The 13,375-nt window shown below is 44.0% G+C and carries 10 protein-coding genes; 5 read left to right on the top strand and 5 right to left on the bottom strand.

Translation table 11 applies throughout. The features are described 5' to 3' along the window. Positions 1-187 precede the first annotated feature (187 nt). On the top strand, positions 188-1,420 hold the full coding sequence (locus VER99_RS08880; RefSeq protein ID WP_020335556.1) for a CinA family nicotinamide mononucleotide deamidase-related protein: 1,233 nt from the start codon (positions 188-190) through the stop codon (positions 1,418-1,420). 60 nt (positions 1,421-1,480) lie between these two features. On the opposite strand, the gene VER99_RS08875 is transcribed toward VER99_RS08880, so the two are convergent. Further along, positions 1,481-2,104, bottom strand: coding sequence for a TetR/AcrR family transcriptional regulator (locus tag VER99_RS08875; protein ID WP_020335555.1), 624 nt, complete (start codon positions 2,102-2,104; stop codon positions 1,481-1,483). Positions 2,105-2,212: 108 nt separating this feature from the next. On the opposite strand from VER99_RS08875, the gene VER99_RS08870 reads away from it, so the two are divergent. Beyond that, positions 2,213-3,277: an MBL fold metallo-hydrolase gene (locus VER99_RS08870; protein ID WP_076633405.1), complete on the top strand. Its 1,065-nt coding sequence runs from the start codon at positions 2,213-2,215 to the stop codon at positions 3,275-3,277. A 34-nt stretch (positions 3,278-3,311) separates the two neighbouring features. After that, complete coding sequence (locus VER99_RS08865) at positions 3,312-4,304, top strand: NAD-dependent epimerase/dehydratase family protein (protein ID WP_020335553.1); 993 nt, start codon at positions 3,312-3,314, stop codon at positions 4,302-4,304. Between the two features lie 109 nt (positions 4,305-4,413). Here VER99_RS08865 and VER99_RS08860 read toward each other — a convergent pair whose 3' ends face one another. From VER99_RS08860 to ubiG, 4 genes are all read right to left on the bottom strand, one after another. Beyond that, positions 4,414-4,695, bottom strand: coding sequence for a 2Fe-2S iron-sulfur cluster-binding protein (locus VER99_RS08860; RefSeq protein WP_014232384.1), 282 nt, complete (start codon positions 4,693-4,695; stop codon positions 4,414-4,416). After that, a complete protein-coding gene (gene nrdB, locus VER99_RS08855; protein WP_020335552.1) occupies positions 4,695-5,828 on the bottom strand; it encodes a class Ia ribonucleoside-diphosphate reductase subunit beta in 1,134 nt (377 codons plus the stop codon). The genes VER99_RS08860 and nrdB overlap by 1 nt, the downstream gene beginning before the upstream one ends. 92 nt (positions 5,829-5,920) lie before the next feature. Further along, positions 5,921-8,203 (bottom strand): class 1a ribonucleoside-diphosphate reductase subunit alpha, encoded by a 2,283-nt coding sequence (nrdA, locus tag VER99_RS08850; RefSeq protein ID WP_020335551.1) that lies wholly within the window; start codon positions 8,201-8,203, stop codon positions 5,921-5,923. 490 nt (positions 8,204-8,693) lie between these two features. After that, complete coding sequence (gene ubiG / locus VER99_RS08845) at positions 8,694-9,401, bottom strand: bifunctional 2-polyprenyl-6-hydroxyphenol methylase/3-demethylubiquinol 3-O-methyltransferase UbiG (RefSeq protein WP_020335550.1); 708 nt, start codon at positions 9,399-9,401, stop codon at positions 8,694-8,696. Positions 9,402-9,711: 310 nt separating this feature from the next. Here ubiG and gyrA point away from each other — a divergent pair, with 310 nt between their 5' ends. Then, on the top strand, positions 9,712-12,336 hold the full coding sequence (gyrA, locus tag VER99_RS08840) for a DNA topoisomerase (ATP-hydrolyzing) subunit A (protein ID WP_020335549.1): 2,625 nt from the start codon (positions 9,712-9,714) through the stop codon (positions 12,334-12,336). A 682-nt stretch (positions 12,337-13,018) separates the two neighbouring features. Continuing rightward, the gene (locus VER99_RS08835; protein WP_024372911.1) at positions 13,019-13,195 is read left to right on the top strand and encodes a hypothetical protein; all 177 of its coding nucleotides are present in this window, start codon (positions 13,019-13,021) and stop codon (positions 13,193-13,195) included. The last annotated feature ends 180 nt before the right edge of the window (positions 13,196-13,375 follow it).

Below are 13,375 nucleotides of genomic sequence, written 5' to 3'. Positions count from 1 at the left end.
CCTTTTTCATCACCCTCAAGCGCTGTCGTGGTGGCTTCTTTTGTTCCGGTTACCCAGTTTGAACCATGCAATTCAAGCGGATTTGTGTATAGTTAACACCAGTGCAGGTAAAACTAATTCAATAAATAGAACATGATATGAGTACAGCATACAAAATTAGAAATGTGCTCATGGTGAGGAGTCAGTTGTGAAAATTGCAATGCTTAGTACCGGTGAAGAAGTTCTTCACGGGGATATTGTTGATACAAATGCGGCCTGGATGTCTAGTCTGTTTTATCAGCAAGGATTTGGCTTAACTAAACGCTCAACAGTCGGTGATAAGCAATCGAGCTTGATTGAAGAGTTTTTAATGCTGAGTTTTAATAATGACGTTGTTATCGTTAATGGTGGTTTAGGGCCAACGACCGACGACTTGAGTGCCGCGGCAGCAGCAAAAGCGGCTGATTGTAAGTTGGTGCTGTTTAAAGAATGGCTTGAGCAGCTAGAGAGCATGTATGCGCGACGTGGCAAACCTATGCCAGATAGTAATTTAAAACAAGCTATGCTCCCTGAAACTGCTCAAATACTCGATAACCCAATCGGTACTGCCTGTGGTTTTAAAATGTTGATTAACGATGCGGTTTTCTATTTTACGCCAGGCGTACCCAGCGAATTTAAACTGATGGCAGAAACGCAGATTTTGCCTGATTTGAAGCGCACTTTCCCTGATGTTCAAGGCTCTTCATGTAGCCGCATTTATACATTTGGACTCTCAGAGTCGGGCATCTCAGATAAGTTGGATCCGATAAAGTTACCTGAGGGGTATGAGCTTGGTTATCGCTCTTACTTACCTTTCATTGAAGTGAAACTGTTTGGTCCTAACGATCAGTTTGATCAGCGTTTAAAGTTATTGCAGATAATCAATCAACATCTGGAGGCTAATACAGTCAGCATCGACCAGCCTATGATCGAGCATGTCGGCCAGGTGTTAGTAGAGAAAGCGTTAACGCTATCAGTTTCTGAAAAGAGCAGTGCAGGGTATTTGACCTATTGGCTCAACGGTGATGAAAACGCCGAAAAGCAACTTGGCCACAGCTGGGTTTTATCAGGCAATAATCAAGCTATCAAAGACGAAGGTGACCCATTAGCCGCAACGTTTGCACTATCGGGAGCCACTCGTGAAAAATGCCGAACTGATTTGTCGTTAGTTACAGGCGAACTCGATGATGGTCTGTTTTCTGTCGCGCTATCGACGCCTAAAGGGGAATGGGGAGCTGTCTACAAGCTGTCCAGAAAATATCAGCGCGATGATCAAGTAAAAGTTATCAGTACGGCTGCTCTCGATCTACTGCGCCGTTATCTGGAAGGTAAGCCGATGTTTGCCCACTATGCATTTTTAGAAAAAGTGAAAGAGATGCACATTCCATCCAGTTTAATTTAGTGCCGGTTTTTACACGACTTTTGGATAAAAAAGCCAACTCTGTTGGCTTTTTAAATATGCCTATTCTTCACGTTGGGATTTTTCATAACGAGCAAGGAAAAGTCGTGTCGTTTCTTCGACCAAACGTTGCTTCTCTTTTTCTGTTAGTGGTGCTTTGATACGCATCAACTGTGGCCACAGCGCGCTTCCTTTGATCAAACTATGCAGCTGTTCTTTAGCAAACTCGGCATCAAGATCGATCAGTTTGCCGTCATCACTCGCAGCAAGGATCCAGCGATAAACTGCGGTTTCTTTTTCTGCCAGCTTCTTCAATTCTTCCTGCAACATATCCGGGTTGCTGAACAGATAGTCAAATGCTACTCGAGCCAAGTCTTGATATTGTGGCGAAGATAGAAATTCCAACTCTTCGGTCAGTAGTGACGCAAGTTGAGTACTCAATGGCTGCTTGCCACTGTATGTGACGTTGCTTTGTATTATCGCTCTTTGCCATAGTTCAGAAAGCAAATGTAGAACCAGCGCTTCCTTACTTTCAAAGTGATTGTAGATCGTGCGCTTTGACACATTGGCTAACGCGGCTAATTTATCCATGCTCGTCGCTTTCACGCCTTCTTCACGAAAAGCTTCAATGGCTGCCTCAACTATCGCTTCCCGTTTTAACTCACTTCGGCTCAGCTTTTTTTCCATCATAAAGATCATTGCTCGTAATTATTTGATCCAATTTTACACTGCATAGTTTACTTTTCAATCTAGTTAAGTAAACTACACCGTATAGTTTACTTTTGGTGACAAAGAATGAAGTCAGTTACTTTTATCTTCTTAGGAATATTGGTGGTCGGTATGCTAGCGAGCTTAGCTTCTAATAAACAAAAGTTTTACAACAGCGAAATGCGATATTCATCGACGCTGGGCGACTCGGTGAAGATCGTTCATGCATTCTTAACTGCAAAACGTGTTGATGCCGTACCAAAAACACCGCTTCTCAATTATGAAATCAATCCTAACGATCTTCGTCATCCGAAGAGCGACTTCTTATATCGTCTCGGCCATTCAAGCGTGTTAATGCACATCGATAGCACTTGGATTCTTACGGATCCTGTATTCAGTGAGCGTGCTTCTCCAATACAGTGGGCTGGACCGAAGCGCTTTCATCCGGCTCCAATCACAGCAAGTTCGTTGCCCTACATCGGCATTGTGATTATCAGTCACGATCACTATGACCACCTGGATAAAGCGACGATAAAAGCGATCGATGAAAAAGTTGGTGTATTTGTTACGCCTCTTAAAGTGGGTGACCGATTGCAAAATTGGGGCATCTCGAGAGAAAAGATCATCCAGCTAGATTGGTGGCAATCGGTGTCGCTGAACAACATTGAACTCGTTTCAACGCCTTCTCAGCACTTTTCAGGTCGTGGCTTGTTGGATCGTAATCAAACCCTCTGGTCGAGCTGGGTTATTCTAGGCAGCAAACATCGTATTTTCTTTAGTGGAGACAGCGGGTACTTCTCTGGTTTCAAATCTATCGGCGAGCGTTATGGCCCATTTGATTTCACTCTAATGGAAGCGGGGGCTTACAACTCGCTTTGGAGCGATATTCACATGATGCCGGAAGAAAGCGTGCAAGCACATATCGACCTGAAAGGGAAATTTATGATCCCAATCCATAACGGTACATTCGATTTATCCATGCACCCATGGTACGAGCCTCTTGAACGTATATCCGCAATAACTGCGAATCGTGGCGTTCAACTCGTCACTCCTGCTTTCGGTGAACAAGTCGTACTTGATGCGCCATCACTTAAGAATCGTTGGTGGCTAGAGCAATCAGCAAACAGCAACCTCGAAATCGCTCAGTTTTGAACCAATAGTCGATGAAAACTTTAAGGAGAAGATTATGAATAGATGTTTAGTCACAGGCGCAAGTGGTCACGTTGGTAATAACCTTGTCAGGGCTCTCTCTCGACAAGGAGACTACGTGCGTGCAGGCATCCGTAACTTGAAGAAGTCTGATTCATTGCAGGGAATCGATTGTGATGTTGTTTACTGCGATTTATTAGATAAAGCGTCACTGCGAGAAGCGCTTAATGGCATTGATACCCTCTATCAGGTTGCAGCAGTCTTTAAACATTGGGCAGAAGATGAGGAGGCTGAAATCGTAACCCCGAACCTGATCGGAACGAGAAACATACTGGAAGCCGCAAAAGAAGCAGGGGTAAAACGAGTCGTTTATGTAAGCTCCATCGCTTCTTTAGAACAAACACATCGCAACGAAAACGGCGAAATTATTGTTGAAGGATACAATGTTTCTGACCAGGTCAACCCATACTGCCGCGCGAAAACCCTTGCAGAACAAGAGGCATGGAAAGTTTCGGAAGAGTTAGATTTGGATATGGTGACGGTACTACCTTCCACTATTCTAGGCGGGGAATACAAACCGAATACTGAATCGCTCGACGCTTTCTCTGCAATCGTGAATGGTAAAATGCCATTCTTATACGAGTTATACTTAAGCCCTATTGATGTTGATGATGTCGTTAAAGGAATGATTAGCGCAGCAAAAACAGGCGTTCGTGGGCATCGCTATGTTTTAGCCAACACTTCCACCATTTCCACTAAACAAATCATTGATATTGCCCGCGAGATCAACCCGTCTCTCGTTGCTCCGAAGATACTGGATGAAAATGAGATTTACGCACTTGTTGATCAAGCTGAAGCGGAAGCGCTTAACACGAATACTCGGCCTAAGATCATTCGCAGCAATGTGGCACGTACCCTCAAACATAAGTTTGTGTTTGATTTGCACAACTCATTGATGCATCTCGGCCATTCACCTAAAGCGGCAGAGACGGTTGTTAGAGAGACCATGCAATCTTTGTATGTCCGCTGATCAATGTGTAGTCTCACAAAAAACGAACCCCACCTGTATGAGGTGGGGTTCTGAAAACAAACAAAGGTGTTTACTTTGTCTTGTTACGTTCGATGCTACTCAGTTGACGTCAGGCACGCTGTTTTTCTTTCATCGTGTAGTTAACGCCACTGAGTGAAACATTGGACTTCGCTTTACAGATACAAGGCAAGATTTCTTCGCCTTGAGTGTAAGCCATAGCAAAACCAACATACTCAACTTCACCAGACTCTAACGTACAGCGACATGCACCACAGTGGCCGTCACGGCAGTTATATTCTGGTAATAAGCCAGACTGTTCCATTGTCTCCAAAATAGTATTGGAAGGGTTAGATTCAATGCTGATAAGTTTGTTGATTTTGATTGTCGGCATTACAGCTCAAATCCTTCAAAGTCGTCCGCGCTTACTTCGTTGTCAATCTGACCAACAAGGTAAGATGAAATCTCTGCTTCTTGAGGCGCAACTTGAACGTTATCAGAAGACAACCAAGCATTAATCCATGGAATAGGGTTGCTTGTCGCTTCAGGGTACGCTGCTGGTAGACCTACCGCTTGCATACGAATATTGGTGATGTACTCAACGTACTGGCTCAGAATGTCTTTGTTCAGGCCGATCATTGAACCGTCTTTAAACAGGTACTCTGCCCACTCTTTCTCTTGCTCTGCCGCTTCTTTGAAAAGTTCAAAACACTCTTGTTTTGCTTCTTCTGCGATTTGCATGAAAGTGAAATCATCCTGACCGTTACGTAGCAGGTTGATCATGTGTTGAGTACCGTTTAAGTGAAGCGCTTCATCACGAGCAATCAGTTTGATGATTTTCGCGTTACCTTCCATTAGCTCACGCTCTGCGAAAGCGAATGAACATGCGAAACTTACGTAGAAACGAATCGCTTCTAGTGCATTCACAGACATCAGACAGATGTACAGTTTCTTCTTAAGGTCGTACAGGCTGACTTTAACGGTTTCACCGTTAAGGACATGCTCACCTTCACCGTAGCGATGGTAGTCATTCGTCGCTTGAATCAAATCGTCGTAGTAGTGCGCGATGTCTTTCGCACGCTTTAGAATGTGTTCATTCTCAACGATGTCATCAAATACCACAGCAGGGTCGTTCACGATGTTACGAATGATATGCGTGTACGAACGAGAGTGAATCGTTTCAGAGAAAGACCAAGTCTCAATCCATGTTTCTAGTTCAGGCAGAGAAACAAGAGGAAGCAGCGCAACGTTCGGGCTACGGCCTTGGATTGAATCGAGAAGCGTTTGGTACTTCAGGTTAGAAATGAAGATGTGCTTCTCGTGATCTGGCAACTTGTTGTAGTCGATACGGTCGCTAGATACGTCAACTTCTTCTGGACGCCAGAAGAAAGAAAGTTGCTTTTCGATCAGTTTTTCGAAAATTTCGAATTTTTGTTGGTCATAGCGAGCAACGTTTACTGATTGACCCAAGAACATTGGTTCTTTTAGTTGGTCATTTTTTTTCTGGTTAAAAGTACTGTAAGCCATAATGCCTCAATTCCTTTTAAACCTCCCGTGTAGGGGAGGTTTTCGATATTCTGTTACTATTCAGTTACTGCGGATTGCTAGGGTCGTGTAGATTAAATCTTACAACCGCCACCTGCACAATCTTCTTCTTCCGGTTGAACTGCGTCTTTCTGTTCATCCTTAGCGCCATCACGAGTGTTATGGTAGTAAAGCGTCTTCACACCAAACTTGTACGCAGTCAGCAGGTCTTGAAGAAGTTTCTTCATTGGAACCTTACCCGTCTCGTAGCGTGATGGGTCGTAGTTAGTATTCGCAGAGATCGCCTGGTCAACGAATTTCTGCATGATACCGACAAGGTGCAAGTAACCATCGTTAGAACCGATGTTCCAAAGCAGCTCGTAATTGTCTTTTAGCTCAGTAAATTCTGGCACAACTTGTTTCAGGATACCGTCTTTCGACGCTTTTACTGACACAAAACCACGAGGTGGCTCAATGCCGTTTGTTGCGTTCGAAATCTGAGAAGAGGTCTCAGAAGGCATCAGCGCAGTCAGCGTTGAGTTACGTAGACCGTGTTCCATGATTTCTGCACGTAGGCTATCCCAATCGTAGTGAAGCTCTTCGTTACAAATCAGGTCGATATCTTTCTTGTAAGTATCGATTGGCAGCAAGCCTTTCGCGTAGTTTGTCTCGTTGAACGAAGGACACTTACCTTGCTCTTTTGCCAGCGCTACTGAAGCTTTCAATAAGTAGTACTGCATCGCTTCAAATGTACGGTGAGTCAGGCCGTTTGCACTGCCGTCAGAGTATTTCACACCGTTCTTCGCTAGGTAGTAAGCAAAGTTGATCACACCAACGCCCAGAGTACGACGGTTCATTGTCGACTTGTATGCTGCTGGTAGTGGGTAATCTTGGTAGTCCAATAGTGCATCAAGAGCACGAACAACCAGATCAGATAGCTCTTCAAAATCATCCAGAGACTTGATAGCACCTAAGTTGAACGCAGACAGCGTACATAGTGCGATCTCACCTGAATCATCTTCTACGTTAGTCAGTGGTTTGGTTGGAAGTGCGATTTCCAAACACAGGTTAGACTGACGAACAGGCGCTACTTCAGAATCAAATGGGCTGTGAGTGTTACAGTGGTCCACGTTCTGAATGTAAATACGACCTGTAGACGCACGCTCTTGCATTAGCAAAGTGAACATCTCAATCGCTTTGACGGTTTCCTTCTTAACTGAAGGATCGTTCTCGTACTTAACGTACAGACGCTCGAACTCTTCTTGGTTTTCGAAGAATGCGTCGTATAGACCTGGCACGTCCGAAGGTGAGAATAGCGTGATGTTACCACCTTCAACCAGACGCTGGTACATCAGCTTGTTTAGCTGTACGCCGTAGTCCATATGACGAACACGGTTTTCTTCAACACCACGGTTGTTCTTAAGCACCAATAGTGAGCGTGCTTCACCATGCCACATTGGGTAGAAAACAGTTGCAGCACCGCCACGTACACCGCCCTGTGAACAACATTTCACAGCGGTTTGGAAGTACTTGTAGAAAGGAATACAACCAGTGTGGAATGCTTCACCACCACGGATCTCTGAACCTAGAGCACGGATACGACCTGCGTTGATACCGATACCAGCACGTTGAGAAACGTAACGAACAATAGAGCTTGCTGTTGCGTTGATAGAATCCAGGCTGTCACCACACTCAATCAGTACACAAGAGCTGAACTGACGGGTAGGCGTGCGCACACCTGACATAATCGGTGTAGGCAGAGAAATCTTGAATGTTGACGTCGCATCGTAGAAACGTTTGATGTAATCAAGACGTGTTTCTTTCGGATACTTAGCAAACAGACATGCAGCCACAAGAATGTACAAGAACTGAGCACTTTCGTAGATTTGGCCCGATACACGGTTCTGTACAAAGTACTTACCTTCAAGCTGTTTAACTGCAGCGTAAGAGAAGTTCAGGTCGCGCTTGTGGTCAATGTACGAATCCAGTACGTCTAGCTCTGCTTTTGTGTAATCTTCTAGCAGATGTCCGTCGTACTTACCCATATCAACGAGTCTAGCTACGTGATCGAAAAGCTTAGGTGGCTCATATTGGCCATACGCTTTTTTACGTAGATGGAATACAGCTAGACGAGCTGCCAAGTACTGGTAATCCGGTGTCTCTTCTGAGATAAGGTCGGCCGCAGATTTAATGATAGTCTCGTGTATGTCTGACGTTGTAATACCATCATAAAACTGGATGTGAGCTCGTAACTCTACTTGAGAGACAGAAACGTTGTGCAGACCTTCTGCAGCCCAAGTAATAACGCGGTGGATTTTATCCAGATCGATAATTTCTTTACGGCCATCACGCTTGGTGACGGTAAGTTGTTGGTTCATTCTGCTTTATTTCCCTAAGAAAACTGATAAAAGCCGTGTTTTTGTCTATTTATATGCAAAGCTTTTGAGTCTTGCGGTGGCTTTGTGATCAAAGTCTATCTATATATTGTAGCTTAAACACAATATATAGGGGTTAATTTGTTTGCGGGTTACAAGATAGTGCTATTGCTCAGATTGATCAAGGTACATGTTTGGGATGACTTGTGGATAACTACCCAAATGAAAAAAAACAGTAAGTGAACACTAACCGATGAGAAAAGGGCAGACTTGAATAGGTAAAATCACAGTTTTGAGATCGGTTTAGAAATAACCGCTCGGAAAAATATTTTCCTTGATCTTTGGACATTTTTATTTGCGAAAAATAGGTTGGTTAAAATGCTATCTACAGCACAAATCTTATACACAAAAGCGGTAACTTTGTGCTACCGCTTCTGACGATTTTCTTAACTGAATGGTCAACTAGAACAAGGTTTTTTTAACGTTACGGCGTTCAGTATTTTTTAGTATGAACGATGTAGTTTACATCCACATTACGACCAAGTTTATAAGTGTCGTTAAGTGGGTTGTAATGCAAACCTGTGATACCTAAATCAGTCAGATCGGTTTGGTCAATCATCTTCAGCATTTCTGCTGGTTTGATGAACTTCTCATGGTCGTGAGTGCCTTCCGGAACAATCTTGAGTAACTTCTCTGCGCCAACGATGGCAAACAAGTAAGATTTTACGTTGCGGTTCAAGGTTGAAAAGAACACGTGACCACCAGGTTTCACCAGTGCCGCGCAAGAACGGATAACAGAAAGAGGGTCCGGTACGTGTTCAAGCATTTCCATACACGTGACGACATCGTAAGTCGCGGCATTTTCTGCAGCGTGATCTTCGATGGTGCTTTGGATATAGGTTAGCTTTGTGCCCGTTTCCAGAGCATGCAAGCGCGCCACTTCTAGTGGCTCTTTACCCATATCTAGTCCGGTTACGATTGCGCCTTCTTTTGCCATGCTCTCTGCGAGAATGCCACCACCACAACCAACATCGAGTGCGCGTTTGCCAAACAAACCATCTGCTTTTTCGAGTACATAGTTCAAACGAAGTGGGTTAATTTGGTGAAGTGGTTTGAATTCACCCTCTAAATCCCACCAACGAGAAGCCATGTCCTCGAATTTCTTAATTTCACTAGGGTCGACGTTTTGTGCTTTAGTCATAATGGTTGTACTGCATTCAATCTGAGTCCGTTAGAGGGCGTCAGTATACTCTAACGTTTTATCAGTATTAAACTGATTAATCCCCGTTTTGTTCACCAGAATTCTATTTTTGCTTAATATTGAACGAAATATAGTCACTTTTCATAAGGATATCGGATGAGTGTGCAAATTCTCGACATTTGAATCTCAACAAAGCTCACAACCTGATAAAAGGAGAGGGAAAGGGATGCCGAAGTGATGAAATGTGTGTTATATTTTTCGCCTTACACGTATCGTAATTACGATCAGATAATAGAGGGATAATGGCTCCATGAGCGATTTAGCTAAAGAGATCACGCCCGTAAACATTGAAGACGAGCTTAGAGGTTCATATCTAGACTACGCGATGTCAGTAATCGTGGGTCGTGCTCTTCCAGATGTGCGTGATGGTCTAAAACCAGTGCACCGTCGCGTTTTATTCGCGATGAACGTACTAGGCAACGATTGGAACAAACCATATAAAAAATCAGCCCGTGTTGTCGGCGACGTAATCGGTAAATATCACCCTCACGGTGATAGTGCTGTGTACGACACAATCGTACGTATGGCTCAGCCGTTCTCACTTCGTTATATGCTGGTCGATGGCCAAGGTAACTTTGGCTCAATCGATGGCGATTCTGCTGCGGCAATGCGTTATACCGAAGTACGTATGGCAAAAATTGCCCACGAGCTTCTGGCTGACCTAGATAAAGAAACCGTAGACTACGTACCTAACTACGATGGTACTGAACAGATTCCAGCGGTTCTTCCAACAAAAATTCCAAACCTATTGGTAAACGGTGCCTCTGGTATCGCAGTAGGTATGGCGACCAACATCCCGCCACATAACCTTGGCGAAGTGATCGATGGCTGCCTTGCATACATCAATAATGAAGCCATCACTATTGATGAACTAATGGATTACATCCCTGGTCCAGATTTCCCGACGGCAGCACTTATCAGTGGTCGTAAAGGCATTGTAGACGCGTACAAAACAGGTCGCGGTAAGATCTACATGCGTTCAAAAGCGGACATCGAAACAGAGAAAAACGGTAAAGAAACCATCATCGTTACCGAAATTCCTTACCAAGTGAACAAAGCTCGTTTGATCGAGAAGATTGCTGAACTGGTTAAAGATAAGAAAGTAGAAGGCATCAGTGCGCTACGTGACGAATCTGACAAAGATGGTATGCGTATCGTTATTGAATGTAAGCGTGATGCAGTAGGCGAAGTGGTTCTGAACAACCTTTACGCTCAAACTCAGCTGCAAACGACTTTCGGTATCAACATGGTAGCGCTGAACAACGGTCAGCCACAGCTATTCAACCTGAAAGACATGTTGAAGTGCTTCGTGGATCACCGTCGTGAAGTGGTAACTCGCCGTACTATTTTCGAATTGCGTAAAGCTCGTGAACGTGCCCACATCCTAGAAGGTTTGGCACTTGCACTAGCAAATATCGATGAAATCATCGACCTAATTCGTAAAGCACCAACGCCAGCAGAAGCAAAAGCAGGTCTTATCGCACGTGGTTGGGATCTTGGCAACGTAGCAGCAATGCTAGAGCGTGCTGGTACTGATGCTGCGCGTCCTGAGTGGCTAGAGCCTCAATATGGTATCCGTGACGGTCAGTACTTCCTGACTGAGCAACAAGCGCAAGCAATCCTAGATCTACGTCTACACAAATTGACTGGTCTGGAACACGAAAAGATTCTGGCGGAATACAAAGAGCTTCTAGATGAAATCGCTGAGCTAATGCACATTCTTGCAAGCACTGAGCGTTTGATGGAAGTGATTCGTGAAGAGCTAGAAGCCGTTCGTGACGGTTTTGCTGATGAACGCCGTACTGAAATTACTGCAGCGAGCCATGACATTGACATGGAAGAGCTGATTGCTCGTGAAGACGTAGTAGTCACTCTGTCTCACGGCGGTTACGTTAAGTACCAAGTACTGAGCGACTACGAGTCACAGCGCCGTGGTGGTAAAGGTAAGAGCGCAACTAAGATGAAAGACGAAGACCATATTGAGCGTCTTCTAGTGGCGAATACCCACGACAACATCCTGTGTTTCTCTACGCGTGGTAAAACTTACCGTTTGAAAGTTTACCAATTACCGCTTGCGAGCCGCACTGCTCGTGGTAAGCCTATCGTTAACATTCTTCCTCTGGAAGATGGTGAGCGTATCACGGCTATCCTGCGTGTAGATGAGTTCTCTGAAGATAAGTTCATCTTCATGGCGACGGGTGACGGTACAGTTAAGAAGACACCACTGAACCAGTTTGCCAACGTTCGTTCAAACGGCCTTATCGCCGTTAACCTGCGTGATGATGATTCGCTGATCGGTGTTGATATCACCAATGGTGACAGCGACATCATGCTGTTCTCTAAAGCAGGTAAAGTTGTTCGCTTCAGCGAAGATAAAGTACGTGCTATGGGTCGTACTGCTGCTGGTGTTCGCGGTATGAAGTTGGGTGAAGATGACCAAGTTGTGTCTCTAATTGTTCCTTCAAACGAAGGTGACATCCTGACTGTGACCGAAAATGGCTATGGTAAACGTACCGAGCTTGCCGAGTACCCAACTAAGGGTCGTGCAACGCAAGGTGTAGTATCTATCAAAGTTTCTGAACGTAACGGACCTGTGGTTGGTGCGGTACAAGTAGAAGAAGGCGACGAGATGATGATGATCACCGACGCTGGTACTCTAGTTCGTACTCGTGTAGCAGAAGTTAGCCAGGTTGGTCGTAACACTCAAGGTGTCACACTGATCAGAACCGCTGAAGATGAAACAGTAGTAGGCCTGCAACGCATTGATGAAATTGAAGACGCTGATTTACCAGAAGGTGAAGACGGCGAGTCAACGGAACCAAGTGCAGAGCAACAAGCTCCTGAGTCTCCTGCTGCGGAAGATAGCGAAGATTAATCTTTAATTCTGCATCTCTTCTAACTAAAAGCCGAGTATTTTACTCGGCTTTTTAGTGCCTACCCTAAAATCCACCCAATATATTGTTCTTGTTGGTATTAACTCACACGAATATAACGAGTGTCTTTGATTTTAATAAATGAGAGATATAGTTACTGCTTATATTCTGTTGCTACTTATATGTTTTTCATTATCTGAGGTTTTAATATAAATCCTCGTAGCTATTCGAAACTGATTAACTTGGAGTTTGTCTCATGTATAACGGCGTTTGTATAGAGTCGGTGTGTATAGTGTTAAAGTTATTGCATATTTCGTGATCGTCTTTATAGCCAAATAACTTCTAAGTGTTTGGTTCGCTGAGAATGAACCGATCCTCAGATGTGGTAAGGGCTCATTATGGCAATTGGACGCTTCATATATATGAGAGTGGATGAGTTAGAGGGGAATTAGCGTATGTCGAATAACATAATATGTCGGTGATTGATTTCAGCTTTTAATCATTGGCTAGAATAAAGACAAGTCAAATTAGTGTTAGTTGTGTGACTGTAATTCCATAATTTGAAACAATCTGTGAAAATAACAAGCAGAGTGTTATTCTTTCTTAAGATTTCGAAGGCTCCAGCATATATAAAATGAAAACGTTACGCTGGGTACGTAATAAAAGATCTCAATAGGTAAACGAGTGGATTCAGTTATATCGCAGTTAAGAAAGGACTTTCATGCGCATATTCGCGCTATGCAGGCACTAAGATTGCCACAAGTTACTTCAACTCTCGCCGTTTTGACCGACGAAGAAATTCAAGAACTCGAAACCGTATGGGTAGAGTTTGCCGTCTGGAAGCGTCGTCAAACACATTAATCCTCTTTTTTACACTCGCATTTATCAACCCCAGGCAAAATTTGTCTGGGGTTTTTTATTGTAGTTTGACGGAAATGTTATATTATAACACTTCGTCAACGTGACGGAGGTCATCCATCGTCATGTATCGTTGAGAGGAAAAGATCTAAGATATAGTGATCTATGCATTGAAAAATGTGG

The sequence above is a fragment of the Vibrio natriegens NBRC 15636 = ATCC 14048 = DSM 759 genome (assembly GCF_035621455.1).
Taxonomy (GTDB): Bacteria; Pseudomonadota; Gammaproteobacteria; order Enterobacterales; family Vibrionaceae; genus Vibrio; species Vibrio natriegens.
This window is presented reverse-complemented; position numbering and strand designations above follow the sequence as displayed.